Annotated in this window: 27 protein-coding genes; all 27 read right to left on the bottom strand. The window is 42.1% G+C overall.

Going from position 1 to position 26,839, the window contains the following annotated elements:
• Window positions 1–6: 6 nt before the first annotated feature.
• Window positions 7–2,808 (bottom strand): SMC family ATPase, encoded by a 2,802-nt coding sequence (locus DW720_RS08675; protein WP_107000174.1) that lies wholly within the window; start codon window positions 2,806–2,808, stop codon window positions 7–9.
• Complete coding sequence (locus tag DW720_RS08670; RefSeq protein ID WP_118749535.1) at window positions 2,805–3,989, bottom strand: exonuclease SbcCD subunit D; 1,185 nt, start codon at window positions 3,987–3,989, stop codon at window positions 2,805–2,807. The genes DW720_RS08675 and DW720_RS08670 overlap by 4 nt, the downstream gene beginning before the upstream one ends.
• Window positions 3,990–4,175: 186 nt before the next feature.
• Window positions 4,176–4,502 carry a cupin domain-containing protein gene (locus DW720_RS08665; RefSeq protein ID WP_107000176.1) on the bottom strand — a complete coding sequence of 109 codons (327 nt, stop codon included), beginning with the start codon at window positions 4,500–4,502 and terminating at the stop codon, window positions 4,176–4,178.
• Between the two features lie 236 nt (window positions 4,503–4,738).
• Window positions 4,739–6,715, bottom strand: a complete 1,977-nt coding sequence (locus tag DW720_RS08660; RefSeq protein ID WP_118749534.1) for an RsiV family protein — start codon at window positions 6,713–6,715, stop codon at window positions 4,739–4,741.
• Window positions 6,716–6,946: 231 nt separating this feature from the next.
• Window positions 6,947–7,369, bottom strand: a complete 423-nt coding sequence (cdd, locus tag DW720_RS08655; protein WP_118293287.1) for a cytidine deaminase — start codon at window positions 7,367–7,369, stop codon at window positions 6,947–6,949.
• Entirely contained in the window at window positions 7,362–8,144 is a 783-nt protein-coding gene (gene udp, locus DW720_RS08650) for a uridine phosphorylase (protein WP_022359925.1), read from the bottom strand. Before udp ends, cdd begins: the two co-directional genes overlap by 8 nt.
• 43 nt (window positions 8,145–8,187) lie before the next feature.
• On the bottom strand, window positions 8,188–9,375 hold the full coding sequence (locus DW720_RS08645; RefSeq protein ID WP_118749533.1) for a phosphopentomutase: 1,188 nt from the start codon (window positions 9,373–9,375) through the stop codon (window positions 8,188–8,190).
• Window positions 9,376–9,424: 49 nt separating this feature from the next.
• Complete coding sequence (locus DW720_RS08640; RefSeq protein WP_118749532.1) at window positions 9,425–10,441, bottom strand: alpha-hydroxy-acid oxidizing protein; 1,017 nt, start codon at window positions 10,439–10,441, stop codon at window positions 9,425–9,427.
• Window positions 10,441–11,811: an MATE family efflux transporter gene (locus DW720_RS08635; RefSeq protein WP_118749531.1), complete on the bottom strand. Its 1,371-nt coding sequence runs from the start codon at window positions 11,809–11,811 to the stop codon at window positions 10,441–10,443. Before DW720_RS08635 ends, DW720_RS08640 begins: the two co-directional genes overlap by 1 nt.
• Before the next feature lie 255 nt (window positions 11,812–12,066).
• A complete protein-coding gene (locus DW720_RS16210; protein WP_333489826.1) occupies window positions 12,067–12,135 on the bottom strand; it encodes a hypothetical protein in 69 nt (22 codons plus the stop codon).
• Between the two features lie 39 nt (window positions 12,136–12,174).
• Complete coding sequence (locus DW720_RS08625; RefSeq protein WP_118749530.1) at window positions 12,175–12,567, bottom strand: VanZ family protein; 393 nt, start codon at window positions 12,565–12,567, stop codon at window positions 12,175–12,177.
• Window positions 12,568–12,818: 251 nt separating this feature from the next.
• Complete coding sequence (locus DW720_RS16205; RefSeq protein WP_333493374.1) at window positions 12,819–12,950, bottom strand: nucleotidyltransferase; 132 nt, start codon at window positions 12,948–12,950, stop codon at window positions 12,819–12,821.
• Between the two features lie 44 nt (window positions 12,951–12,994).
• Complete coding sequence (locus tag DW720_RS16200; RefSeq protein WP_333493373.1) at window positions 12,995–13,267, bottom strand: hypothetical protein; 273 nt, start codon at window positions 13,265–13,267, stop codon at window positions 12,995–12,997.
• Window positions 13,268–13,339: 72 nt separating this feature from the next.
• A complete protein-coding gene (locus DW720_RS08615; protein WP_182436536.1) occupies window positions 13,340–14,707 on the bottom strand; it encodes a thiamine pyrophosphate-binding protein in 1,368 nt (455 codons plus the stop codon).
• Window positions 14,708–14,811: 104 nt separating this feature from the next.
• Window positions 14,812–15,030: an LPD16 domain-containing protein gene (locus DW720_RS08610; protein ID WP_118749528.1), complete on the bottom strand. Its 219-nt coding sequence runs from the start codon at window positions 15,028–15,030 to the stop codon at window positions 14,812–14,814.
• 405 nt (window positions 15,031–15,435) lie between these two features.
• Window positions 15,436–15,624 carry a hypothetical protein gene (locus DW720_RS08605; RefSeq protein WP_118749527.1) on the bottom strand — a complete coding sequence of 63 codons (189 nt, stop codon included), beginning with the start codon at window positions 15,622–15,624 and terminating at the stop codon, window positions 15,436–15,438.
• A gap of 189 nt (window positions 15,625–15,813) precedes the next feature.
• Window positions 15,814–16,347, bottom strand: coding sequence for a VanZ family protein (locus DW720_RS08600; protein ID WP_101884380.1), 534 nt, complete (start codon window positions 16,345–16,347; stop codon window positions 15,814–15,816).
• 1 nt (window position 16,348) lies between these two features.
• Complete coding sequence (locus DW720_RS15955; RefSeq protein WP_242953416.1) at window positions 16,349–17,002, bottom strand: helix-turn-helix domain-containing protein; 654 nt, start codon at window positions 17,000–17,002, stop codon at window positions 16,349–16,351.
• 13 nt (window positions 17,003–17,015) lie between these two features.
• Window positions 17,016–17,339 carry a hypothetical protein gene (locus tag DW720_RS08590; RefSeq protein ID WP_101884379.1) on the bottom strand — a complete coding sequence of 108 codons (324 nt, stop codon included), beginning with the start codon at window positions 17,337–17,339 and terminating at the stop codon, window positions 17,016–17,018.
• Window positions 17,340–17,513: 174 nt separating this feature from the next.
• A complete protein-coding gene (locus tag DW720_RS08585) occupies window positions 17,514–17,852 on the bottom strand; it encodes a hypothetical protein (RefSeq protein ID WP_118749526.1) in 339 nt (112 codons plus the stop codon).
• Between the two features lie 17 nt (window positions 17,853–17,869).
• Window positions 17,870–19,327, bottom strand: a complete 1,458-nt coding sequence (locus tag DW720_RS08580; RefSeq protein WP_118749525.1) for a PIN-like domain-containing protein — start codon at window positions 19,325–19,327, stop codon at window positions 17,870–17,872.
• A 37-nt stretch (window positions 19,328–19,364) separates the two neighbouring features.
• Window positions 19,365–20,603, bottom strand: a complete 1,239-nt coding sequence (locus DW720_RS08575) for a nucleotide sugar dehydrogenase (RefSeq protein ID WP_101884319.1) — start codon at window positions 20,601–20,603, stop codon at window positions 19,365–19,367.
• A gap of 14 nt (window positions 20,604–20,617) precedes the next feature.
• Complete coding sequence (locus DW720_RS08570; protein ID WP_101884320.1) at window positions 20,618–21,343, bottom strand: IspD/TarI family cytidylyltransferase; 726 nt, start codon at window positions 21,341–21,343, stop codon at window positions 20,618–20,620.
• Window positions 21,344–21,375: 32 nt separating this feature from the next.
• Entirely contained in the window at window positions 21,376–22,968 is a 1,593-nt protein-coding gene (locus DW720_RS08565) for an NTP transferase domain-containing protein (RefSeq protein WP_118743819.1), read from the bottom strand.
• Between the two features lie 25 nt (window positions 22,969–22,993).
• Window positions 22,994–24,214, bottom strand: coding sequence for a sulfatase-like hydrolase/transferase (locus DW720_RS08560; protein WP_118749524.1), 1,221 nt, complete (start codon window positions 24,212–24,214; stop codon window positions 22,994–22,996).
• Window positions 24,215–24,216: 2 nt separating this feature from the next.
• Window positions 24,217–25,650 (bottom strand): oligosaccharide flippase family protein, encoded by a 1,434-nt coding sequence (locus DW720_RS08555; protein WP_101884323.1) that lies wholly within the window; start codon window positions 25,648–25,650, stop codon window positions 24,217–24,219.
• The gene (locus DW720_RS08550) at window positions 25,651–26,838 is read right to left on the bottom strand and encodes a hypothetical protein (RefSeq protein ID WP_117995125.1); all 1,188 of its coding nucleotides are present in this window, start codon (window positions 26,836–26,838) and stop codon (window positions 25,651–25,653) included.
• Window position 26,839 lies beyond the last annotated feature (1 nt).

The raw sequence follows: 26,839 nt of genomic DNA, 5'->3' as shown, positions 1-26,839 counted from the left end.
GTCCTACTAATCTTCTATCTCCCAATGCACCTGGCTTCCACCATTTCCTTTTTTTACCACCAGCTTGTGTCCCATCTCCTCTTTCAGCTCCGTCACGTGGGAAATGATGCCGATCAAGCGTCTTCCTCCGGACAGCTCCTGCAGCACCTGAACCGCCCGCGTCCGTGATTCCTCATCCAGGGAACCAAATCCCTCATCAATGAACATCGCATCCACCTTCACGCTGCCTGCCGCATTCTGGATGACATCCGCCATGCCGAGCGCCATCGCAAGCGCCGCCAGAAAGGATTCTCCACCGGACAGCGTTTTGACGTCCCGGACCCGGTCAGTCACAAAGCTGTAAACATCCAGGTCAAGTCCCACTTCTCCCTGTTTTCCCAGATCGGCCAGACCGCGGCATTGAAGTTCAAAGGTTCCTTTCGTCATCCGGCGCAGGCGGCGGTTAGCTGCCTGTATCATCTGGCGGAAATACTGGCGCTGTACATACGTCTGGAAATCGATCCGCGCCGCGCCGCTCAGTTTTCCGTCCGCCGTCTGGTAAAGCTCGCTGATCTGCTGTTTTTCCCGGTCAAGCTGCTCCCGTTCCTGCAGATACACCCGAAGTGCCGCATATGCATCCTCGTTGCGCGTCCGCACCGACATATGTTCCCGGTGAAGCCGCGACCAGCGGGTTTTTTCCTCTTCCCAGTGCCGGATCGCCTGCTGGATTTTTTCTTCCGGATCTGTTTCCGAATCTGCTTCCATATGTTCCCGGAGCGAAGATAAGCTTCCCTCCAGCTCCCTGCATTTTTCCCGGCACTCCTGTGCTTTCTTATCAGCCGCTGTCACCGCCTCTGCAAGTGTTTCCAGCTCCCGGCTGCGCTTCTCAAGCTCCACCTGGAGTGTCCGGCTGTCTTTCCACTCCAGCCGCTTCGAGAGTTCCTCCAGCTCATTACGTCTCGTCTGGCTCTCGATCGCCGCCTGCTGCACCTCACTTCTTTTAAGCTCCAGCGCAGCTTCCAGCTTCTTCTGTCCGGCTCCGTTCGCCTCCCGTTTCTGCCGGATCGTTTCTTCCATGGCAATCCGGTCAGTATAAGTGGTTTCCGCCTGCCTGCATCGCCGGATTTCTTGTGCCATCTGCCGGAGCTCCTTCTCCAGAGCATCCACATCCGACTGGGCTGCCGGGCTGTCCTGATTTTGGCCGTACAGTTTTCCCTGGATCTCTATCCGCCGTCTGCTCTCATGTTCCAGCGAGATCTGCGCCTCCTGGCACGCCTCAGCGGCTGTCCTCTGCTTCTGATCGGCATCATCCCGCCCGGCACGCAGCGCTTCCACCTGTTCCTCCCGGATCGGCTCTGTCTCCAGACGGCAGGGAGCCGGGTGTTCCAGCGAGCCACAGACCGGGCACGGTTTTCCTTCCTGCAGCTCTGCCGCCAGAAGTCCCGCCTGCATCGCCAGAAAGCGGCAGGACGCGTCCTGATACAACTGATCTGACTGCTGGTACGCCCGCGCGGCTGCCTGAAATTTTTCCTGGCGTTTTTCTAGTGACTTTCTCCATGTCCGCTCCGCTTCACAGCATTTCCCTAACTCCTGCAAAACCGCCTGGCGCCGTTCCATCTGCTCCCGCCGTCCCCGGCATTCTGCCAGGGCAGCGCGCGCCTCTACCGCCTCCCGCTCCTGGTTTCGAAGTATTTCTTCCTGTGTACGGCACGTTTCCAGCTGATTCTGCATTTTTTTCAGGTTTTGGGTCAGAGCCGTCCGCTGATGTTCCAAAGTTTCATATGCCTGCCGTTTTTTCTCCTGCTCCGCATAGAGCGGAAGCGCATCCTGCATCCGCCGGATCTGATCCTCCAGCTCCGGTTTCCGGCTCTCATAGGCTGCGGCAGCTTCCCGGCGCCTAGCCTCCATCTCCCGTCCAAATGCTTCCAAACGGCTCTTTTCTTCCAGTACCCGTTTTTCCTTTTTCACAAGCTCCAGATGGTTCTGTCCGGCAGCAAGCTTCTGGATTGCATTCTCTTCCAGTCTCCCCGTCTCTTCCTCGAGCCTCCGGCTTTCCTCCGACAAATGATGCAGAAATGCAAGCAGTTCCGCTCCATTTGTCCGGTACCGCTCTTTCAAAGACTGCCATCTTTCTTCCCACTCCGAAGCTACCGCCTCCTCCGTCCTGGGAACCGTCACCTGCCGGATGACTTCCTCGCACCGGGTCTTGTTATCCTCCAGCCTTCCATACAGCGTCCGATCTGCCTCCCGCAGCTTCTGCTGGATTCTACCGTAGATCCCGGTATGGAAAATGCGCGAAAATATCTCTTTTCTTTCTTTGGAGGATGCATGGAGCAGACGGATGTATTCGCCCTGCGCGATCATCGTGATCTGCGAAAACTGATCGCGGTCCACGCCCACGATCGCCCGGATCTTCTCATCGATCTCACGGATCCGGCCGGACATCTCACTTCCATCCGGCAAAAGCAGAGACGCTTTCGGCGCCACACTCGTCGCCGTATATGCGCCGTCCTTATTTTTCCGCTTGCTGAGGCGCGTGTATGCCGGACTGCGGCGGATCGTATAATCCTGCCCCTTATCCTCAAACGTCAGTTCCACCCAGGTCTCCGCGTCCTCCGGTGCATACTGGCTGCGAAGCATCGCGCCCTCTCTCCCGGCGCCGCTCGCCGCCCCGTAGAGCGCAAACGAGATCGCGTCAAAGATCGTCGTTTTGCCTGCCCCCGTATCGCCCGTGATCAGGAACAATCCCGTCCCCGCCCGTTCGAAATCAATCTGCGTCACGCCCCCATAAGAGCCAAACGCCGACATTGTAAGCAGCTTCGGTTTCATACGCGTTCCTCCTCCTCTGCCTCTTCCACCATGCGCGCCAGAATCGTCTCCTGTTCCTCTGTCATCGGGCAGTGGCGCACCGCCTCATAAAAAGAGGCAAATGCCTGAAACGGCGTTACCGCCCCTTTTTCCTCCGGTTCTTCCTCCAGTCGTTTCCGCGTCCTCTCATTGTCCACTCGGATCTCCAAAATATGCGCAAATAACTCCTCCAGGCGTTCCCGGAAATCGTACATTTCTTTTTCGTCCGTCAGGACCACGCTCACATACGCGTCCGCGCGTCCGCTTCCATCCGGCATCTTTTCCATCGTATCTGAAAGCAGCTTGAGTTCTTCCAGTGTCCCCCGCACGCGCTTTACATCGGGATGGCAGAGAATCGGCAGACGGCAGATCTGAGGCTCACTTCCTTTTTCTCCCAGTTTCACCACCGTGATCCCCTTCTGATGGTGTTCTTCACTGATCGAATATTTGTACGGCGTCCCACAATAGCAAAACCGCTCCTGCCCTACCTTCTGTGCCCCATGGATATGCCCTAACGCCGCATATTCAAACGGTTCCAGCACCGACGCATCGATCGCATCCAATCCTCCGGAGGTCAGCACCGCCGTCTCCGAATCGCAGGTTTCCGGATTCTGACCGTTCCAGACAAAAAACTGGTGCGCCAGAACCACATTGCGCTCCTGCTTCCGGATCGTCTCCCGCGCCAGGAGTTTCTGGAATGCATCGGTATAACCATTGGTGTCAAACAAATGGCGCACATGACCCGGACGGATAAACGGTACCAGATAAAAATGAACCGGTCCCCACTCATCTGTAAGTGTGACCTGCTTTAAATACTCCGTCCGATCTGCCGGCGGCAGCGCCGCGATATGGATCCGGTGGCGTGCCAGAAACGATGCGCCATACGCCAGCCGCTCCGGTGAATCGTGATTTCCCGCAATGATCAGGATCTCCGTTCCCGGACAGCGCCCGGATAGCTCGGTCAGAAACCAGTCAAAAAGCGTATACGCTTCCCCCGCCGGGACCGATTTATCATAAATATCCCCGCATATCAGAATCGCATCCGGCTTCTCTTCCTCCGCATATTTAAGTATCTGCAAAAACGCATTCTTCTGGCTCTCGCGCAGGCTATAGCCATTTAACATTTTCCCGATATGCAGATCAGAAAGATGAAATAGTTTCACGCAGGCACACCTCCTTTTTCTTTCTTTGAGCCACTGTTTTTTTGATTTCCAATTTTTTCCGCTTAAACATATAGACATTTTCCGGACATATATGGCAAAAAGCGCCGACACATCGAACCACTTCCCGTGCCAGCGCCTTTTTTGGTTACTGTGAACAGTTACCTTTTTCTGTTTTGTTCTTCACTCTTAATCCAGCTGGATCAATGCCATAAAGACCAGATCTTCATCTCCGGTATTGGCAATGCCATGACCACAGCCATCCGGCGTGAAGGTCTTATCGCCGACGGTAACCGGACGTTTCGTTCCATTATCATCGTACTCGCCCTGTCCCTTGATGATATAATACGTCTCGCTCTCGCCGTGGTGCTCATGATAGCCCAGGGAACATCCCGGTGCGATCGTTACCTCGGCAAACATCTTACATTTTGCATTTAACTCATTGTCATCCAGAATGTATTTTACAACTACCTGTCCTTTACCGCCGTTCGCATTTTCCTTAACAACTGTCTTCATGCTGTTTCCTCCTCATCCTGTGCCATTCTTTCAGATTCGTTCGACACTATTTTTCTATGGAGTATTATAAGCGATTTTTTTCTCAACTTCAAGATCTCTACTTAAGGGCAATCCGCATTTGTTGCAGTTCACACTTTGTGCAAACTGCAACTGGATTTTGCCGATGCTTCGCATTCCAAATCGGCAAAATCTGCTGCCTTCAATACTTCGTACGGAATTTTCAGTTCAGAAAATTCCTACTTGCTAAGCGCAATCCGCATTTCCAACTCGCTGTACGGAATTGTTACCTCCGGGAATCCTTCCGCATACGATGCAATCTCATACGGCGCATAATAGAAAACCACGCCCGTCTCGCTCAGATAAAACGGCGATTCGTAGCTGATGCCGTCTGCCACCGTATGTTCCAGATCCTCCGGTGATTCAAAGGCAAAATTTGTCTTTTCCGCCAGCTCCCGGAATGCCGCACCAACCTTCGCCTGCAGCTCCTCCACCGGATTCTCAACCACATCGCTCAAAGACAGGCGTGCCCCCGTTTCCCGGTCAAAGACAAAATACTGGCGGAACGGCGTTCCGTGTGCGCCGCCCGTATATTCGTATCCATCCGCACGGACGCAGACATAATGATCATCCAGATACGTAATCGCGTCATCTCCGTCGATCGTAAGAGCCATCGAATAGATCGGCTGCGCTGCATCCGCCTCCTGCGGAAGTACCTCTTCCTCCGATCTGTCCGTTTCCGCTGTATCGATGCTCATCTCCGTATCAAGATTCATGGAATCCGTCCGCGCCGCCGACAGAACCGACGCCTGCAGCTCCTGCATCGTCTGGTTCATCGCCTCGACCGCATCGCCCTCTCCGTCAAATAGCAGCCGTTCTGCGTACACACTTCCCAGCTCCCGGCTTCCATCCGCACTCTTTAACGTCTCCGACTGCGCCTCGACATGCCCCAGCTCCCGGATCGGAGACTGGAACAGAACCGGCTCTAACAACGTCACTTCCCCGCCTGCCGCATCATCCAGCGTTTTTTCGCCCAGATAAACGCCGTAATCCTTAAACTGCTGGCAGTATGCCTGATTTCCCGTCACATAAAAATTACCATACATAGAAAAATCATTCGTCATGCCCGGCTCTTCCTCGACCGTAAAAAGCGCATTCTGCGCCTCGGCGGCATTTGCCGCTGCATCTGCCTTAGCATCCGCCGCAATCCGCTTAAACGAATACTTTCCCGTGCTGATCTGGGACGCCTGATTTTCCATCAGGTACAAATATCCGTCCTGATACTGCACCAGGCTGATATTTTCCGCCGTCTCATATAAAAGCGTCCGTTTCTCCGGGTCAGAGACCTCATAGCGGTAACACTGCGTATTTCCATTGCCATCCCGAAGCAGGGCAAAAAATGCGTCCTTCGCAAACAGCACCGACGATGTATTCGTAATATCCGAAATCTCCCTCGGATGGCTGCCGTCCACATCCGCAATCACCAGGCAGGTTTCATTCTGCACCGGCATATACCCAAACTGTTCCGTATAATATGGAAGAATCCCATTAAACAGCTCGCTGCAGCCTGCCGGAATCTCCCCGTAGATCGTGTCTGACGGTGACAACTCTCCCGCTGTTTTGCCATTCTCATCGAGCGTATAAATGACATTCATGTTATAACCCTTGACATACAGGCGGTTCTTTGACGCATAGAGCACCGACGGCTGATCCGTCAGATCCGCTAAATGCTCTTCCACACCACTCTCCAAATCCAGCCGGTACAGCCCATAAAGCTCCGTGCCCTGTGTGCTGCCACTCTCCGCCTGTATCCGGTCAAAATACAGCCCGCCTCCGTAGACCCAGAAGGTGCTGTTTTCATCTCCTGTGTCAAACTGGCAGAGCGTCTTCATCTCGCCTGTCTCCTTCGAAAGGGAACGGATCTCCGTGCGGTATTTGAGGTACAGCATGCCATTCTCCTCCAGCACCCGATCCGCCGCTCCGAGCGCCGTGCTGACCGCGCCCTCCGTTTCCTCTGCCGCCTGTGTCTGCGCTGTTGTCTCAGCCGCCGGTGATTTTTGGCACGCTGACAGGGCTGCCGAAGCAGCAATCAAAAACATCGAGGCCGCCAGCACTGCCCTATACCCTGTCTTTTTCTGAACCTTTTTTCTCTGGTTCTGCTCTGTTCTTCCCTGATTCTGTTTCATTTCTTCCCGTTTCCACTCTTTCTGAGCCATCCGTCCAAACTCCCCACACTTTTTCTATTTTTCATCGGACCTGCGTCCGCTTTTTCTTCTGAATACAGGCGGAAATGGTGAATCCATCCCCGCCTGTCATACAGTGTACCCTGTTTTTTTTGCAATGTCAAAAGGTGTTCCAATATATTAAGTTATATTAATGAAACTGTAAGATTACAGTGCGCGGGTCTTTGACACCTGCATACCAGCTTTATGAGGCAATCGGCATTCCTACTGCAAATTATCCGGTCCGAATCCCATCGGTAGAAGCTCCGCCAGTGTATAGACCTTATATTCCTTCACCGAACGTGCCAGAATGATCTGAAACGCATCCTCATGGCAGAATTCCTTCATCACCTGACGACACACGCCACAGGGCGCACACCAGTCAAATTCCGAAGCTCCTTCCGGGCCTCCCACAACTGCAATCGCTGTGAAGCTGCGTTCACCCTCACTGACTGCCTTAAAAAAGGCAGTGCGTTCCGCGCAGTTTGTCGGTGTATAGGCCGCATTTTCAATATTGCAGCCACGGTAAATCCCGCCTTTTTCAGTCAGCAGAGCCGCCCCCACCTGAAAATGAGAATAGGGTGTATAGGCCATTTTCCGTGCTGCGAATGCTTCCTCGATGAGTGTTTCTATCCTCTCATTATTCATTCTTCGCATCCTCCTGAATCAAGATACGGATGGCTTCCACTGCTGTCCGGATCGCTGCCTCTGTATCATGGGCCTGTTCATTGGACAGACCTTTTTTCGCTCGCTCCTGATTAGCCAGAACCAGGAAGCAGGCACCTACACGCACCCGAAGGAAGCTGCCTGCGATAAACAGTGCTGCTGACTCCATCTCCGATGCCAGGCATCCCATCCGAAGCCACGCCTGCCACTTATTTTCAAGCTCGTAGCTGACCGGCATCACCTCCGGCTCATGCTGTCCAAAGAAGGAATCCTTCGACTGTACAACGCCCGCATGACAGCGGAACTTCAGATTCTTCGCTGCACGGATCATGGCATTCATAACATCCACATGGGGAACAGCCGGGTACTCAATGGGAGCGTACTCTCTGCTGGTTCCTTCCATGCGGATAGCTCCGCTTGCAACTACGATATCTCCGCCCAGTACATCCTCCTGCATACCGCCACAGGTGCCCACACGCAGAAAAGTATGGGCTCCGCACTTGGATAACTCCTCGATAGCGATAGCCGCTGACGGACCACCGATGCCGGTTGACGTCACACTGACTTTTACCCCATCGATGGTTCCCGTATATGTGGTATATTCACGATTATCCGCAACTAACACCGGATTTTCAAAATGTTCTGCTATCTTCTTGCATCGCTTGGGGTCCCCCGGCATGATGACATATCCGCCGATATCCTCCGGACCGATTCCTGTGTGGTACTGTTTTCCCGTTCCTTCTGTATAATCAACCATATAATCGCCGCCTTTCTGTTTTTAACTTCAAGTCCAATGTCATTTATTTTATCTGATCCAGAATAGAAGTTCCGATGGTTCCCTCCGGCATCTTGACACCGAAATTGTCCGCAATAGTCGCACCGATGACAGCAAAGGTGTCACTGGTATCAAGCTTCCCACTTTCCGTATCCGATGGTGAATACGCAATAAACGGGACCTGCTCTCTCGTATGATCCGTTCCCTTGTAGGTTGGATCATTTCCATGATCCGCCGTCAGAATCAGCAGATCGTCCTCACGGAGCAGCGGCAGAAGCTCTCCCAGCTTTTTATCAAATTTTTCGATCTCTTCCCCGTATCCCACTGGATTTCTGCGATGTCCCCATAACGCATCAAAATCTACCAGATTGGTAAAGCAAAGTCCCTTGAAATCCCGCTTTGCGATATCGATGGTCTGCTGCATGCCATGCACGCTGCTGTCGGAATGATTGCTTTCTGTTATCCCTTCTCCCACAAAGATATCGTTAATCTTTCCAACAGAAATCACATCATATCCGGCATCCTTCAGGGCATTCAGCGCCGTCGGTCCGGTGGGTTTCAAAGCATAATCATGGCGGTTACTTGTCCGTTTGAATTCGCCGCGCTTTTTGCCCACATAGGGTCTTGCGATAACACGGCCAACTCTCCACTCATCCCGCATAGTCAGTTCTCTGGCAATCTCACAGTAATGATACAAGGTCTCAAGTCCCATGGTTTCCTCATTGCCACAGATCTGAAGCACAGAATCCGCTGATGTATAGACAATCAGCTTTCCTTCATTCACTTCCTGTTCACCCAGCTCCTCCAGAATCTCCGTTCCGCTGGCTGCCTTATTGCCGATTATCTTTCTGCCGCAGCGCTTTTCCAGTTCGTCAATCAGTTCCTTGGGAAAGCCATGCTCTGTAAATGTGATAAATGGCTTATCTGTCCGAATGCCCATCATCTCCCAATGACCGGTCATGGTATCCTTACCATTGCTCGCCTCATTCATCGCCATGAAATATCCTTCCGGATGTTCTGTCGGCTTAACCTGCTTAAGGGCCTTGAGATTGGCAAGTCCCAATCTCTGCAGATTCGGAATATCCAGATGTTCCACTGTTTCTGAGATGTGCCCCAGCGTATCCGCACCGGCATCATCAAATCTGGCTGAATCCGCCATGGGCCCGATTCCAAGGGAATCCAGTACGATTACAAATACACGATTAAAACGCATATCACTCACCCTTTCTACTAATTTTTGCTATATTTGATAGTTTACTTTTTTACACTCTCACACAGTCGCGGGTGATTTCAGCAAGGGAAGATACTCCGCACATAGCCATGGTATCTGCAAGCTCACTTCCGATCTTCTGAATATAAGCTTCGACCCCTTCTCGGCCTCCGCCATAGACAGCTGTGACGAAAGGTCTGGCTATGATAACCGCATCTGCCCCCAGTGCCAATGCCTTAAATACATCGGTACCGGAACGGATTCCGCCATCCACGAAGATTTTCATGGAACCGTCCACTGCTTCTGCTATTTCTTCCAGAACCTCTGCCGTTGCCGGACACTGGTCCAGGACTCTTCCTCCATGGTTAGATACCACGATAGCTGCTGCACCGGCCTCTTTAGCCTTCAAAGCGCCTTTTACCGTCATAATACCCTTTACAATAAAAGGGACTCCTGCTGCCTTCACGATCTCACGAAGCTCCTCCACTGATTTACTTCCGGCCGGCGGATTGAAATTTTTCAAAAATGGAAGACCTGCCGCATCAATATCCATGGCAGCCGCGAAAGCACCTGCATCCTTGACAAGCGCCATCTTTTCACGAATCATCGCCACATTCCATGGCTTCACTGTAGGAATTCCCAGTCCCCCTGCCTTTTTGATGGCTTCCGTGGCTGCCACCATCATATTGCTGTCCATTCCGTCTCCTGTAAAAGCAGCAATTCCAAACTCTGCGCAGGAAGAAACTAATATATCATTGTAAGAAACATCATTCAGTGAATCGCCGTAATGCATATTCACGGCTCCCACCGGACCTGCAAAAAAAGGATACTGAAAATTCTTTCCAAACAACGAAAGAGAGGTATCGATGGGACGTTTCTCCACCAGTGTATCCATCTGGACACGGATGTCCTTCCATTTGTCATAATTCCGAATCGCCGTATCTCCGATTCCTTTGGCTCCCGGACCCGGCATCTGATTCTTGCAGGCTCTTCCGTTGCATTCCGGACAGGCCTTACAGTAATTGCCCATTTTTCCTCTTGCCAGTTCTAAACATTCTGCATAATTCATTAATCTGGTTCCCTCCCTGTCACTTTTTTCTCAAATCCATGCACCCAATTTCCCCTTAAAAACAAAAACAGGAAAATCACGGAGCTGATGCTCCAGGTCAGTGGGTATGCCCAGAATATAACCCGGATATCCGGAATCAGACGCACTGCCAGTGTAATGTAGCTGACACGGAACAGACACCATACACAGAGCAGAACGATCATGGGCACGGCAGCATTGCCGGAACCCCGGAGTACAGCCGCGATACAGTGAGTAAATGCCAATAAACAATAAAACAACGCAATGGTTCTGGCCTGCATTACCCCATATTGTATCACATCCGGATCACGGTTGAATGCTGCAATCAGCACCGGTGCCGCCGTATATATGGTGATACCAATCAGTTCTGCAATGGAGATGGAGCAGAGGATACCGAACTTCGCACCTTTCTTTGCTCTGTCATACTGCTTTGCCCCAAGATTCTGTCCCACAAAGGTAGTTATCGCCATGGTAAAGCAGGTCACCGGCAGGAAGGCAAAACCTTCTACCTTAGAATAAGCTCCGCAGCCTGCCATGGCCATTTTACCGAATGCATTGATGTTGGACTGTACAAACACGTTGGCTATGGCAATGACTGAGTTCTGGAAACCGGAAGGTACACCATTCTGAATAATCTGCCTCAGCATATGTCTGTCAAAACGAATCTTCCTAAGCTCCAGCCGGTAATCTTCCTTCACCCGCATCAGATGCACCATACAGAGAATCGCGCTGACAAACTGGGATATAGCCGTTGCCAGGGCTGCCGATCCCACTCCCATGCCAAGTCCTGCGATAAAGAAGATATCCAGCACCACATTCACACAGGAGGAAATAATCAGATAGAGCAGCGGATGGCGGCCGTCCCCCACCGACTGCAGGATTCCCACGAAAATATTGTACATGACTACACCCAGAGAACCTGCAAAATAGGTTTGAAAATATACAATCGATTCCGGAAGTACATCTGCCGGTGTTCCCATCAGTACCAGAATCTTCGGTGCCAGATACATTCCCGCAGCCGTCAGTGTGATTCCGGCCACCAGACCGAAGGCTGTGGTTGTATGAATCGCTCTCTGGAGATAATCCTTGTTTTTCGCCCCATAATACCTGGCAATTACCACACCGGCTCCCATGGCAATACCGTTAATAAAACCTACCATCAGGAAAATCAGGTTTCCTGACGAACTGACTGCTGCCAGCGCATTGCTGCCAAGATAATTACCTACAATCAGGGAATCCGCTGTATTATACAGCTGCTGAAACAGATTCCCCAGAAACAATGGTATGGCAAATAAAATAATCTTCTTAGAGATACTTCCCTCTGTCATCCTCGTTTTGCTTTCAGCCCCCATAAAACCCCCAAAATGAATCCTATTTATGCACACAGTCGATGACTATTCATCGCCCCCTCTGCACGCATATGTTCTCGATCTCATTATAGCCGACTGCCAGCAAATTCTCAATACTTCTTGCGCTGAGTGTGCAGCCCATTGGCTGTGATTAATAGTGCTAATCGGAACTCATCGTTTTTATGTTTCTTTATATTTTTGCTGTCAACCTGATCTCCATTCAACTTGCGTTCTTTTAAATCCAGCCACGCTTTCGCCTTAAATGGTATCAGGCAAATATTTGATGAAGAACACTGCTGTTGTTCTCGTATTGCCTTCCCCAAAGATATGAATTTGCCATAACCTTGAAACAAATACCGCAGCCCTCTATGAATGATGCAAACGGCGATGCACCGCATCGATTATCCGCATCCCCCCATATCCCAGACAACCGCCCAATGTATTCATAACTACATCGTCCAGCTGGCAATATCCTCTTTCTGTCACAAGCTGCATCCCCTCGATCATCATCGACAACAGCATACTGATCAAAAGCATTTTCCACCATTTGGCACACCGCCTTTCTGCCAACGGCAACAAAACTCCAAGCGGAAGAAACATAATCACATTCTCAACCATATATGCCCTGGACTGCCAGGTTCTGCCCCATGTCTCAAACAGCTGCCAGTCAATCCCCGTTCTGGAACCCGACTCCCGCGAAAAATACGCCTGAATCCACACAACCGTTTCATATACACCCAATAAAAAATAATAATACACCTGCGGTCGCTTCCATGCCTTGCTTCAAGGTGTTGTTGCGTTTGGCTTTTACCTTCTGTTAGGTTTTCTCTTCGGTGAGACCGCAGTCAATATATCTGTCTCCACTGTGGCAATCGGTATGGGGTCTTTTTTGGCAGCTACTTTAAACCGAATTCCACAGGAATTGCTTAAATTCCAGAGCAATCCATAATTTCCCTTTTCCCCTAAATAAGCAAGGCTGCCGCACCAAAATGCGGCAGCTCTCCAGTATATCACAAGTTCTCAAACAGCTCCGCCTTATACACCCCATCCTCCAACATCTTCCTAAAACTTTCCCTTACCGCGCCAACATCCTCCTTATAAGTCATGCCATACCAGATATCATTCGTTTTCAGCACCTTCACAGAGATTCTCCCCTGCTTCAGCAGTTCACCAATAAAGATAGGAATCAGATAGGATTCTGCGGCACTTCCTTCTCAAAAAACTCCTTAAAACCAGCTTCCAGCACATCCAGGAAATCCGGCGTCAGCCCCCACATATTCATGGAAACCAGTGAATCCGTATCAATAGAAACGCCATCCGTTTCCGCTCCATTTTCCGTCTTCACAATATTTTTCGTCTCCACCACTTCCGTCAGATTGCTCTGCCCGTCCATCTTGCAGACACCACGCGTCACACCGCCATTATCAGACAAGGTATTCTTCAAAACAAAACCTGCCATGCAGGACTTTCCGCCATTCACCAGATACTCGTGAACCGCCTTAAAGCCTTCCTTTCATCATTCACTTTCCCCTCATACTGTTTGCGTTTTACGTTGTACTAGCTTCATACGATATATCGTGTTATCAATAGTTTTGTTTCGCTGGAATTCATCAGGGCAAGTAAGTGTAGTTTTTCTTTTTTTTAACTCAGTTGGAAACACTAATGTTTTTCCCATCATAAGTCTATAAAGCCATTCTTCCTTTTCATACATTCCCAACTGAAGGCGATTATTATTATATGTTTTATAAGGCCGTATGATTGTCCAATTCTTTTTATTAGTGGTCAAAAGAATATTTTCCTGTCTCGCTTTTGCCAATGCATATTCATCTGTTGCAATCCAAATATTAGAAAACGGCAATTCTGGCATCCTGCTAAGAATTTCTTTTTCTTCTTGACGATAAGCTATCAACAATTCATTATTACTATAATCTTTCTTTTTCTTATTATAATATTCAAAGAATTCGACTTCTTTCATTTCAAAAACATTATATAGTTTTTGAAATGTATCTCTTATTTCACCGTCAGGATTAACACGCCATACTTCTTTTGCCTGTATTTTATAGTCAGAAGATGAAATGTCACCAATATGTACCATTAACTCAACATTTTGAATTGTCGATTTCCAATAGTATTGATTGGCTACGATATTGCAAAATGCTCTATACTCTCCTCGATAATTGCTTGTATGATCGCACAGAACAATTCCATTGTATTTTTTACAAAACTCTGAAATTGCCCTCTCCAATTTATCATCCATTTCTACATGTGCGCCTACAAATATACAAACTCGCTGTGTTGTAATATTAGGTAACTCATCATATTTCATGAATCGTCTAATAATTCTTACTGGTTGAATATCTGTTACTTTTTTTTTGCTATAAGTAGTCTCCAAATTAATATGTGCCGGTCCTCCACCTCGATGATATAATTCTAAAACCGCCTTATTGGCATTAATAGTACAATTCCATTCCGAAACATCATCTAATACAATAGGCATTTGTACGCTAATTTTTGCCACATCATTAGGCAAAACCGTTCTATCAGTAACCTGATCGCAATTATGCCCTATATATGCATTCCTTCGAGACGAAGTAACAGTCAAAATTGGGAGCTTTCTGTAGAAAGCCTCTGTTAATGCCGGCATATAGTTTCTCGAAGCTGTTGCTCCAGTGCAGCTCAACACAACCGGTTCACCACTTTCTGCCGCCATTCCACATGCCATGTAAGCACCCGATCTCTCCTCTGGTGCAGAATAAATTTCAAAAAATGGATCGCTTTGCATGCTTGACACTAAACACGCATTTGTAGTTCCCGGACTAGCAATCACTTTTTTTATACCATGTGCTTTTAAAACTTGAATTAAAATCTGAGCATTTCGCTCATCAGTGCAACTAGACATACTATTCCTCCACATTTTACTGATTCAGTTAAATCATCTAATGGGAGATAAATCATGGCTAATCTATTAAATCGACCCCTTGATTATCCTTTTTACAGTTCCAATCACAGTCCTGACCAATTTGATTTTAGACGTCCCTTTAGATGCTTTATAAAGTTTTTCGATGCCTCATAGTCAGTCACTTCCGCATCCTTTAGTGAAAAGCCTTCCTCCTGCAAAATCTCATCTACCGCTTCTGAGATAGAAATATCCGGATCATCGTAAATCCCGCCATCCAGTTCCAAATAGTTTTTATCAAAAAATGTATAATCGTATCCTACCATAGATTCTGCTACTCAAGAACTTATTCAGGGTATTCTAAGATTGCAAAACAACAGAATTATTATTAAAAAAACCCAAATAGATGAGTTTCTTAACAGAACTGATATTGATCCGGCCTTTAAAGTCAATCTACAAAATCATTTAAATATTGCAAAAGACCACTACTCAATTGATAAATCAGCATTAACTACTGATTTAGACTTTTCTGTTTATGCAGAATCCATCGCTAAATTATGTAATGTATCCGAATTAGAACGGACATACCACATTCGTCATAATGATGATCGAATGTTATCAAGCATTCTGAAAAATCCACATTCTTAGCTTATAAAAAAGGAGCCAGGAACATTCACTTCTCTTTGTAAATGTTTCTGACTCCTATTAGTCCTTCGCTTAATACCAATTTATTAAACGGTCACAATATTCTTTTTTACTTCGTATACAGTTAAAGTTCCGTCCTTCTTGCGTCTCACTTCTGCATTATTCCCCCGGTCTGTGATTGTACTGATTACATCCAGTAAGTATAATGCTCTCTCTGTCTGTCCCACTAAATCTGTTCTCTTTTGTTCGCCAATCTTTTTCAAATCTGCTCTCATCTCCAGTCCTCCAAGCAATATAATATCACTCAAACGGATAAGGGAAAGAAAACCGCTGATGAGTTTCTGATAAGCCATCCCGAAACAGTACTTGACTGTTGCTTACCATATAGATTCTATCCAAAGGATCAGTGCTGACCTCCTTTTTCCTTCTGACATTTATGATTATACTATCAGAACATACGTTCGTCAATCCCTGATTTTATTTTTCATAAAAAAATTGATTATCATGCTTCCGATCATACACCCAAGTCCATTATGAATCATATCATCCCATTCGAATAATCCACGCATAAATACCAACTGACTGGTTTCTATTACTGCCGATACCAGAACTCCAAACAATAATGCTCGACACCATTTCACTTTATGATTTGCAATTATTGGTAACAATGCTCCGGCAGGAAGCAGCAATATACAGTTCAATAAATTTTCTTTTAGCAATTCCCAGTCTTTGTATTTAAAAATTGCCTTCCATGACCAGAACGGTACCAATTCATACTGGCGAACAGTACTTGTCCTAGTAAATACCGTAGATCCAAACACAATTCCAAGAAATATTACCATCATCACAACAGCCATTGCCTGCATTGTATTAATCTTTTTTCTACATACACATCCTGCTACCACAATAACTGTCAAAAGCAGCAATACGCTGAATGCCAATATCTCATATTTTGACCACTTTTTATTATACGTTGTCCATATCTGGTAAATATCCATTCTATTCCCTTTCAGTTTTGATCAGATCAAACCGTAAAAATATCGGGTACAGATAACTCGCTCCAAAAACCTTTAATTTCTTCGGTCCGTTTACATTTCTCTTCATCTCCATCGTTTCTTTCAGAGCAATATTTACACTGCTTCTGGTTATTGATTTCTTTTTCCGGTCAATCAGGATTTCATTTCCATTGACCGTATAATGAAATCTTAATCCCTTTACAGTCGTAAAAGAATAGCCTGAAAACAATTTTAACGTCTCCCATAAATGATTTTCCAGTAATTCATATGATTTACCGATGCAGCAATGCAGTTTTTCAACAGCCTGTTTTCTTTTCCGGTACAATCTACACCTCTCTGCATACAGGCTTAATTCATCCGCATTGTATATCATTTTTGTATACGGCAAATAGGAATGAACCGAAGATCTGCTCAAACCAGTCTCCTGCATAATCTCTGAAATATTTTTTCCATTTTCTCTTAATGAAATAACCTGCTCACTAAGCTCAGTATGATACACACCCGCCGTAATTAATATTTTACGTGTCTTCATTAAGGTAATGCTGAACTGCTCTGATATTTGCCGTAATGAATTTGCTGATCCATCGCCTGCTCCAGACATATATGCTTCAGCAATACAGTTCGTAAACTGTTCCATTATCTTTTCCGAATTATATTCTGGTTTCCTTTTTGGTCTTCCCATTTCTGTTCACTTTGCTCCGTCGATACTTTTTATAATTATTCTTCTCTCGTTCATATTCATCCCAGGCATCTACCGCCTCTATGCCAGCCATCCATAATATCAAAGTGTCAGCTCGAAAAGCCAGCCCTAATTGCTTTATTATAATTGCTTCTGGTAACAGAGATAGTATAAAAATCATCAATAGCATCATTGCTTTAAAAAATTTTATAAAATCTCTACGCATACGTTTCCTCAAAAAAGAATATATCAGAACATAAAATATGATTACTCCTGCTTTAATCCAGACCTTCATTCGTTCTCCTTTTTCGTGTCAATCCAATCATTCGATAACCAAACGAGGGGTACAGAGTAATCTCCCCTCGCCCTCGTTTCTCCCCATGAGAAAGGGAGATAGACTATTATATTACCGTTACTACAAAATATGTAAAAAACCAGTACCAATTTTTGATTTCTTATATATTTTCTGTCATGATTCATTAGTAATATCAATTTCAATCGAATTTCCCCAACGATCCCTTGCCTTTATCAACAATGTGCCACTAATAAATGAAAATTCCTGAAATTTATTAGAATATTCTAAATAATAGTCTCTCTCAAATTGTGCATCCCCTTCTATATATACATGTGCATCATTTGTACTTATCTCTGGAATTATATTTAATATTCTATTATATTGGTTCTTTCCACAGGAAGAAATTAATACACGTGCTCTATGCATATATTTGTTTTCTTCTCTGTAATACATATAATCGCAAATTGCTTCCTGTGAATCTGCCTGATCTGCAAGGCTCTTGAATCTTGCCATATTCCTTATTCCTCCCATTAATCTTCCAATGCAGCACACTCTAGGCATTTACCATTAAAATCATTGTAAACTGATAGTGGTTTCCCGCATTCCGAGCATGTCGTATATGCTTCCGGATCTGGTTCCGGTTCGTATTGATAATCTTTATACACTACTTCTGAAAGATCACCTTCTTCTATTTCCGCACTTGCATAATCGTCATCTTCTTCATAGTCAATCAATAAATCAGCCTCTCGGCATACAAGCACACTAATTTCACCTTTCACCTCATGATAAAATGGTTCAGATAATATTACAGCTTTTGTATCTTCATCTCTGCCCCAATAATCATGAGAATACCCTGACAAGCATACCGAATAATTTAACCTGTAATATATTGTGTTTCCATCCCTTGATTCAATTTCATATCCTAAAAACTCACAATCTTCTAAATCCCAAGATTCAATTCCTTCAGTTCCTACATATGTTACCGTGTCATTCACGTACTGAGTACCTGAGAAAATAAGAGCATCTAAAATATCATCAAAGACTTTTTCCTGAATATGCGATATGTAACTCTTATCCGTAAGATTCATTGCCAGCCCAATCGCATCAGCTTTTTCTATATTATAACTATTTGCAACTGCTGTGTAAAAATCTGATGATATAAATGGTATCAATTTTAGCGATTCCAGCTGAGTTCCCTGATTCTGATTTGCCCTAATTTTTATTTCCTTTTCAAACTCTGTAATCAACTCGCCTCGAAACAGATACTGTCCCTTCTCATCAATCGTCCACCAGTCTTCTTTCACGTCATCCGTTACAAGGACAATATTTTTTCTACTTTTTCTTGCATACTGAATGACTTCTTTCCACCAGATTAAATCACTATATTTTCTAATCCCGTCTTTTTTCTTTGCGTCCTTATATCCTGGAGGATTTTCTTTTTTATAACGTTTTTCGCCATCATCACATATACCATAGATTTCAGAGAGTTCCAGTGGAGCCATAATCTGTTGATTATTTTGTAATTCATCTAAAAAATCTTCAGGTAAATCAGAATTCCATGTATCATTTATCAGAGTAAGAACACTATGCTCATCAAAATAATCATCCAATAAAGAGGTTGCCTTATCATAACAAGCTCCAACAGAATTAAGTAATTCGTCAATTTCTGGAAAATTTCTTTTTTCCAATACAGCAATCGCATTCAAGACTTTCTTTTTATGATTCTCTATCATGGTTAGATTATCACTTATAGAATTTTTTATAGAAAGCTGTCTGTCTTTATACAGCTTTCTATTATGCCTTGAAAATTCTAATGCTACAACATATGGTATTCGAATAAAACTCTTTATTTTTTCTAAACATTTCAATGCAAAATCAGCATAGTCCGGAGAAAGTCGATATAATCCAAGCAATACATTCGTATCAACAACAATCAAATAGTCCTGTTCTATTAATTCATTTATCTTAACAAGTGGATTACTTTTCATATACCAACTCAACCTCCATCCAATTCATTTGCATTTTTTAGTCTCGACCATATAAGTCTCTTGTATAAACTTTATCTTTCACATCATCCAAACAACTGTCATATCTATTTGCAATAATTGCCTGACTCTGTTCCTTAAATTTCTCCAAATCATTTACAACCTTGCTACCAAAGAAAGTACTTCCATCTTCCAGTGTTGGTTCATAAATGATAACAGAAGCTCCTTTCGCTTTGATTCGTTTCATAACTCCCTGTATTGAGGACTGACGGAAATTATCTGAATTAGATTTCATAGTAAGACGATATACGCCAATCACAACTTCTTTCTCCAGAGTAGCATCATAAGTATTCTCATCCTCATATGCATAATACCCAGCTTTCTGAAGAACTCGATCTGCAATAAAGTCTTTTCTGGTTCTGTTAGATTCAACGATTGCAGACATCATGTTCTGCGGAACATCTTCATAGTTTGCCAAAAGCTGCTTTGTATCCTTCGGCAAGCAATATCCACCATAGCCAAATGACGGATTATTATAATGGGAACCAATTCTGGGATCAAGGCACACACCATTAATGATCTGCTGTGTATTAAGTCCTTTCATCTCTGCATAAGTATCCAGCTCATTAAAGTAAGAAACTCTGAGTGCCAGATATGTATTAGCAAATAATTTTACTGCCTCTGCTTCTGTGAATCCCATAATCAGAGTATCAATATTCTCTTTAATAGCCCCTTCCTGCAGTAATCCAACAAATGTATTCGCTGCCTTTACGAGTCTGGCATTTTCAATATCTGTTCCTACAATAATTCTTGATGGATACAGATTGTCATACAACGCCTTTGACTCACGTAAAAATTCCGGGCTAAAGATAATATTATCACAGTGGAATTTTTCTCTGATACTTGCGGTATAACCTACTGGAATTGTTGATTTAATAACCATAATTGCGTCCGGATTATATTCAATAACCAGCTTAATGACCGCTTCAACTGCTGATGTATCAAAGAAATTTTTCTTGCTGTCATAGTTCGTTGGCGCTGCAATCACAACAAAATCTGCATCCTTATATGCTAATTCGGCATCTAATGTGGCTGTAAGATTCAGTTCTTTTTCCTTTAAGTATTTCTCAATATACTCATCCTGAATTGGACTGATTCTTTTATTAATTTTCTCAACTTTCTCTGGAATAATATCTACTGCCATTACCTCATGATTTTGAGATAAAAGTGTGGCAATAGATAATCCCACATATCCTGTTCCTGCTACTGCTATTTTCATACTTTTCCTTCTTTCTATTTGTTTTCTGATTTTCTATATTTCTTCATTAAAACATATCCCTCAAATAAATCTAGGTCTTCCTTTGTAGTTATCTTAATGTTGGTCTGATCTCCATATGCCTGATAAATAGTGTCTCCCAATGCATACATAAGTGAAGTAGTATGTGGCTCAATCGTCTGCAATAATGATTGTTGTTCCGCTCTATTATAAATATCTAGCAAATAATCATACTTAAAACCATACGGGCATGCAATTTGTATGTATTTATCTCTATCTACCCATGTTTTGCTTTCACCATTTTCATCATTGCTGCCTAAGAGTTGGTAGCATGGAGTTGCTGTGACAGCAGAACCTTTTTCTTTCATTTTTTTTATTACATCTGTCACGATTTTTTCACTTGTAAACGGTGCTGCACCATATTGAATTAATACATAATCATCTTTTTGGATTTCATTTTTTAAATTATTCAAACCATTTATACATGACTCTTGAAATGTTTCTCCACCTTCTGTAATCCACTTTACTTTTTTATAGTTATATTTTTTTATAATGTCATTTATCAGATATTCTTTCCATTCCTTATGACATACAATTTCGATTGCATCTACATCAGAATGATTTTCAAAAATCTCTATCGTATAGGCTAATACAGGTTTTCCTAATACTTCTACAAATTGCTTTGGTCGTCCAGCTCCAACCCGTGAGCCTACACCACCTGCCAAAATAATTGCTGTAACCATACTAATTTATTGTTTCCTTTCCATCAAAACTTCTATTTTTCATAACTCTCCAGTGCTCTGTCAATAAACCGTACCACATTTCTATAACTAGGTAGGAAGAAAAATGAATCATCGTCTCCCACACTTCCCTTATATAATCCCCAACAAAACCAGTAGAAACCTGAAATTGGAATAAACGCATAATAAAAACGTCTCTCATCTTTCGTAAGTTTATGTCCTAAATAATATTCCAAATATCTTTCTATCTGTTCTTCTGTCCAATCATAACGACACAAAATACAACCTATATCATTTGCTGCATAATTCAGACCTGCATACTCCCAGTCAATTAAATAAATCTTCTCATCTTTATCATATAAATAATTTGGTGCATATGTGTCATTGTGACACAATACCAAATTATATCCTAGCCGTTCTGCATCAGACTTAATATAATCATATAAACGATCTATTTTTCCAATAATCTCCGTAAATTCCTTTTCAAGATGACCTTTTGTTGCAGATGCTATCTTCATGAGTTTTTTACCCTCTTTAACATTATCAAATACCTTGACACTATTATCAGGTGCTACCTCATGTAGCTTACGCAAATAAACCATAGCTATTTTTAACTGCTCATCTGACTTTTCAAAGTCGCAATTACGTGCGTTTTCCACAAAATGAGATATTTTCCAACCAGATATATCCATTTTTATAAACGATTTATCAATCCCTATATTCTTTGCTGCTGTCTGTGCAAAATATTCAGTTTGGCGATTAATTAAATTACCCGCAGTCCCACCGGGATGGCGATATACATATTTTTCTTTTCCAACAGAGAATGAAAACGAAACATTCGTAAGTCCTGCATTTATTACATCAATATCTTTTATCTCATTAGGCTCACATTTCAAAGTATCACAAATATTAGCAATAATTTCCGAATCAACATTGAGAAGAAATTCTGAATCAAATGCTCTCAGATCATCAATATTTTCAAATTCCAAAATTGCATTTTCCGAATACTCTTTCATAAAAAATGTCAGATCTTTTATATGTTTCTGATAGAATTCTTCCCAAAACATGGATGCAATTCCAAAATCATTAATTTCATCTTCCATATACTCTCTGAATTTTTCCGAAAAGTTCTGATTCATGTATGCTTGTCCTACCATTGCATATGAATCACATCCTCCAACAGACATGTCCGTTATAACCTTTGCATCAGATACACTTGCAGAAAATTCGCAAAATTTTCCTTTCTGAAATACGCAGGCACGATAAGATAGATTTTCCTGATTAGGATCAAGAAATGGATTCCTTACAAAATAGTGATCCGCACAACAAATAAACGTATTTTTTAAATGCTCTCTTGCAACGTATAATGTATATAAATTTCCTTTTTTTCCAAACTCATTATTTACAATTAATTTAACTCCATACTTTTGTTCCAGATAAAAGAACTTTTCTTTCATATATCCTACGACAATATAAATTTCATCTATTCCAGCTTCGATTAATTGTTCAATTTGTCGTTCAATAAGGATTTGACCTTTAACACAAAATAGACCTTTGGGTTTTTCATAAGTAAATGGTGCAAATCGCGATGATTTTCCAGCTGCCAATATTATTGCATTTTTTTTCATCCTACTCAGCTCCTCGTCTTTTTATTTATTTTTTTGACTTCAACTTTGATAACATCTGTGTCAATTGATAATAACCATGTGTCTGCACCTGATATTTTAATGTAGGTATAAATTCTTCTTTAAAAGTTCCTGTTTTCCAAATTTTGTTTTTTTCTTTTCTAAAATACCTACGTACCTCTTCAAGTTCTTCCCAATATGGATAGAAATATAATTCTCTTAAAGGTGTTTTTACATGACGATCTACATCATAAATTGTATCGCTAATAAGATTACAATTTTCTTCCGGGTCAGTTCTTAAATCATATAATTCCTCTTTTTTTGAATGCTTATTATATATATATTTGTAATCTTTTGTTATAATAGCAAGTTTTCTATTTGGCTGTGCATAGAATGTACTATCACTATATACAACGTCTCTCTCAGGAATTTTACGTTCAAAAATAATCGTAGATATATCAATATTGGATACTAAATTATCTATTATTCTTTTTTCATCTATTCTTGGCGCAATCAACGGTATATTAACTGCCGTCTCGTATACGTCATGACCGTAACTAATTTTTCCTTTCATACCATTCATATTTCCATGATCTGCTGCAATAAAAATATTAGTATCTTTAAATTTATTTCTTGCAATCCCTACTATATGATCAAATGCATCTATGTCAGTTCCATAACCAGTTCTGCCATTGATTACATGTGGTATATGCATCCAAAGAAATATTGGTTTTTCTGCCTCTTTTTTTATTTTTTTTATTTCATTTTCGATTGTTTTGTAAACATATTCCGTCTTACTGTCATCTCGTTTTAATGAATCTCCATGTAGATAGTGAGCACCTACTCCTTGACGTATTTCTTTTAAATTATGAATTTTCGTATTTTCACCATAACAATAATAACGTTCTTCCATCTTAAATACAGAATGCCATGCTTCATCCCATATAATATGACACTCATATCCTTTAGCTTCAGCCTTTGTCCACAAAGTTTCTCCTTGATAATGTATTCCAGATAATACATAGCGACTCAGTTCACTTTCATGTGCATATAATCCAGTAAACATACACATATTAGACATAACTGTCGAGGGAGCTCCTGTATAATACTTTCTAAACACAGAGCCATTTTCTACAAGTTTATCAATATTCGGAGTATGTCCACTCCAATATTGATTTCCGTAACAAGGTAAATAATCTTTACAAAAAGCATCTTTTGTAATAAAAATAATACTCTCTCTTTCTTGCATAATTAATCCTTCTTTTTATTTTTTTCTATTTTCTTATTGAATAAAGCTTTGAATATAATTATTATAATATCCTTATCGAACACAAAAAGGACCAAAATACATATTAAAATATTAATTAAATCAAACGCTATTTTTTTTTGATAACTACATATTGCCATTATAGATAGCATCACAATACCCAGGATCATTTTTTTTATTTCAAATCGTATTTTTTGAAATTTTTGAACATCATACATTCTATAGATGACTAATACTAAATAGCTTATCATAGTTGATATTGATCCCGCCCAAATTCCAATTTTTTTTACAAACAAAATATCAATTAATAAATTTATTACAGCTGCAATTGTCGTAGTTATTCCTACACTTTTAGTTTTCATATGTGCTATATAAATCCCGCCAATTGTAGCTGCAAAGCTTGAAAAAAGCATGCCTATATATAATACAGGTAATTGATAATAAGCAGATTCATAATCTCCTCGAATAAGAATTTTCCATACAATCGGCGTAGTCATTATCAATCCAGACATTAACCCAACAAATATGTTATATACATTTGTACACATAACAGAATAGTATCTGTCTTTATCATCATCTTTTGAAGCAATTGAAGCATTTTCTTGCCATGCAAGTGTAAAAGTTCCTTGTAATGAATCGAAAATCGTAGGCAATTTAGTTGCTACAGCATATATTGCATTAGCTTCTACTCCTAACGCTGCAGTTATAACCACTTTATCAGATACCCTCAATACCCAATTTGATAAATTATTGGGAACCATTGGCCATGAATACTTTAATAGCTCTTTTAAAGTGTTTATATCGAAATATTTAATGTTATAAAACTTAATTATCTCTCCCTTGATTAATAGAAAAATAAAACTAGCAAAGGCAGAAATTGACATAGATAACATAACACCCAGCAATCCAAAATTCTTTGTCCCAAGTACTCCAAGCAATATAATAATCATACTGATATCCAAAATGGCTTTTATTATAGTGCTAAAAGAATAATATAGATTTTTCCCCATGCCTCGCATTACTTGTTGAGCCGCAATCATCAATATATCCGATACAAAGTAGAAACATACTAATATACCTATATGGCCCAATTTTTTTCCTGACAAGACATAATAAAGTAAGCATGTAATTACGGAAGTTACCACCACAAATGTAAAAATACTACTAATTATTTTTTTACATTTTAAATTATCATCTTTTTGATCTATCAAAAATCTAAATGCAGCTGAACTAATTTGCAACGTTGTTGCCGGAAGTAATAAAGCTACCAGCGTAATTACTAAATCATAACTTCCATACTCTGCTTTAGTTAATTTTGCTGTTAATATTGGAGTGATAAATACAGTAATAAATTTAGGAACAAACGTTCCTAGCGATAGTATTGCTGTATTTTTTATTAAATTTTTTTCTCTACTCATCTAATTATTCGCCTTCTTTTTTCCTTTTCCTAGTGCAACTAAAACAAATACTGTAATCCAAAATTTTCCTTCTCTTATATAAGTTCCTGACATAAAAAATCTGGATAAACAAGAGAAAATAATAAAAATACACACATCTCGTTTTAATCCTTTACACGTCAATCCTCTTATAATCAACCAGAGTAAATACGCTAATATACATCCACCAATAATCCAGCCCCAAGACATCAAAATTTCGAGTACAATATTATGTGGATAAACAGCTCCCGCACAATACGGTCTATCTCCAAAAAATCCAGTTACATCCATCCCCATCGTATTAAGTCGTTCAAAACAACTTTGCCATATAACTTGTCTAGTATCAGTATTAAATAATTTTCCTTTTAGAAAACTACGAACCAAATAAGAATTTTCGAAATACGGCAGTTTAGATACCAAATATAAAATATCATCTAAATAGAAAACACCAATCATGCCACCAATAACAAGCACACCGCATATAAGCAATTTTTTTTGTATTGATATATCTTTTCTCAATAATTCTAATACTCCAACAAATAGCACTGCATATAATATACCGGATCTAGCCCCAAATGCCGCCATTTCAATTATTCCCGCCACAAACATAATCATCGGTATGAATGATGACGTTTTTTCTTCTTCAATATTTTTTCCTTTCGCTTGATAGTAATATGCTGCACATACAGCCGGTAACAACGAATACGAATAATCCATATATCCTAAATATTTATCATAAGGTAAAAACAACAGCATCATGCCACCAGATATAATTGCCCATTTTGCATATTTGTATAAGTACGAAAAAAAGCTATCCCAATTCACAACATTTTTGAAGCTAAACAACCCATATGGAATAAAAAAAATATATACAATTATCATTCCTTGCGAAAGCATTTCGCTTCTTGTACTCGAAAAAAATACATAATTCAATAAAAAAACAAGATAAAATCCTATCAAATAGAAAAAATCAATTTTTCTTATTCCACATTTTAAAATCAAAGATATAAGAACATATATATATATACAAGCAGTAACCACAGATGTCATTCCAATCCCTATTGTATTAAGTAATACATTAAGTACATCTATATAAGCGGGCATTATTATTACAAAAGCTAAAAATTTTATACGTGTATTTTCCTTATTGTATATAGTCTGATATTCCATC

Origin of the sequence: Clostridium sp. AM27-28 (genome assembly GCF_003480955.1) — a bacterium.
GTDB lineage: Bacteria > Bacillota > Clostridia > Lachnospirales > Lachnospiraceae > Otoolea > Otoolea fessa.
Note: the sequence above shows the minus strand (reverse complement) of the source record. Positions and strands in the feature narration are given on the sequence as shown.

Excerpts from the sequence above, each read along its gene's own strand:
- DW720_RS08585 (WP_118749526.1), bottom strand. The coding sequence starts at position 17,852 with ATGGCAAGATTCAAGAGCCTTGCAGATCAGGCAGATTCACAGGAAGCA.
- DW720_RS16200 (WP_333493373.1), bottom strand. The coding sequence starts at position 13,267 with ATGGCAGGTTTTGTTTTGAAGAATACCTTGTCTGATAATGGCGGTGTG.
- DW720_RS08645 (WP_118749533.1), bottom strand. The coding sequence starts at position 9,375 with ATGCGTTTTAATCGTGTATTTGTAATCGTACTGGATTCCCTTGGAATC.
- DW720_RS08675 (WP_107000174.1), bottom strand. The coding sequence starts at position 2,808 with ATGAAACCGAAGCTGCTTACAATGTCGGCGTTTGGCTCTTATGGGGGC.
- DW720_RS08640 (WP_118749532.1), bottom strand. The coding sequence starts at position 10,441 with ATGAATTATGCAGAATGTTTAGAACTGGCAAGAGGAAAAATGGGCAAT.
- DW720_RS08555 (WP_101884323.1), bottom strand. The coding sequence starts at position 25,650 with ATGAGTAGAGAAAAAAATTTAATAAAAAATACAGCAATACTATCGCTA.
- DW720_RS08615 (WP_182436536.1), bottom strand. The coding sequence starts at position 14,707 with ATGTCTAGTTGCACTGATGAGCGAAATGCTCAGATTTTAATTCAAGTT.
- DW720_RS15955 (WP_242953416.1), bottom strand. The coding sequence starts at position 17,002 with ATGGAACAGTTTACGAACTGTATTGCTGAAGCATATATGTCTGGAGCA.
- DW720_RS08550 (WP_117995125.1), bottom strand. The coding sequence starts at position 26,838 with ATGGAATATCAGACTATATACAATAAGGAAAATACACGTATAAAATTT.
- DW720_RS08665 (WP_107000176.1), bottom strand. The coding sequence starts at position 4,502 with ATGAAGACAGTTGTTAAGGAAAATGCGAACGGCGGTAAAGGACAGGTA.
- DW720_RS08660 (WP_118749534.1), bottom strand. The coding sequence starts at position 6,715 with ATGGCTCAGAAAGAGTGGAAACGGGAAGAAATGAAACAGAATCAGGGA.
- DW720_RS08635 (WP_118749531.1), bottom strand. The coding sequence starts at position 11,811 with ATGGGGGCTGAAAGCAAAACGAGGATGACAGAGGGAAGTATCTCTAAG.
- DW720_RS08580 (WP_118749525.1), bottom strand. The coding sequence starts at position 19,327 with ATGAAAAGTAATCCACTTGTTAAGATAAATGAATTAATAGAACAGGAC.
- DW720_RS08560 (WP_118749524.1), bottom strand. The coding sequence starts at position 24,214 with ATGCAAGAAAGAGAGAGTATTATTTTTATTACAAAAGATGCTTTTTGT.
- DW720_RS08600 (WP_101884380.1), bottom strand. The coding sequence starts at position 16,347 with ATGGATATTTACCAGATATGGACAACGTATAATAAAAAGTGGTCAAAA.
- DW720_RS08565 (WP_118743819.1), bottom strand. The coding sequence starts at position 22,968 with ATGAAAAAAAATGCAATAATATTGGCAGCTGGAAAATCATCGCGATTT.
- DW720_RS08605 (WP_118749527.1), bottom strand. The coding sequence starts at position 15,624 with ATGAGAGCAGATTTGAAAAAGATTGGCGAACAAAAGAGAACAGATTTA.
- DW720_RS08570 (WP_101884320.1), bottom strand. The coding sequence starts at position 21,343 with ATGGTTACAGCAATTATTTTGGCAGGTGGTGTAGGCTCACGGGTTGGA.
- DW720_RS08590 (WP_101884379.1), bottom strand. The coding sequence starts at position 17,339 with ATGAAGGTCTGGATTAAAGCAGGAGTAATCATATTTTATGTTCTGATA.
- DW720_RS08610 (WP_118749528.1), bottom strand. The coding sequence starts at position 15,030 with ATGGTAGGATACGATTATACATTTTTTGATAAAAACTATTTGGAACTG.
- DW720_RS08575 (WP_101884319.1), bottom strand. The coding sequence starts at position 20,603 with ATGAAAATAGCAGTAGCAGGAACAGGATATGTGGGATTATCTATTGCC.
- cdd (WP_118293287.1), bottom strand. The coding sequence starts at position 7,369 with ATGAATAATGAGAGGATAGAAACACTCATCGAGGAAGCATTCGCAGCA.
- udp (WP_022359925.1), bottom strand. The coding sequence starts at position 8,144 with ATGGTTGATTATACAGAAGGAACGGGAAAACAGTACCACACAGGAATC.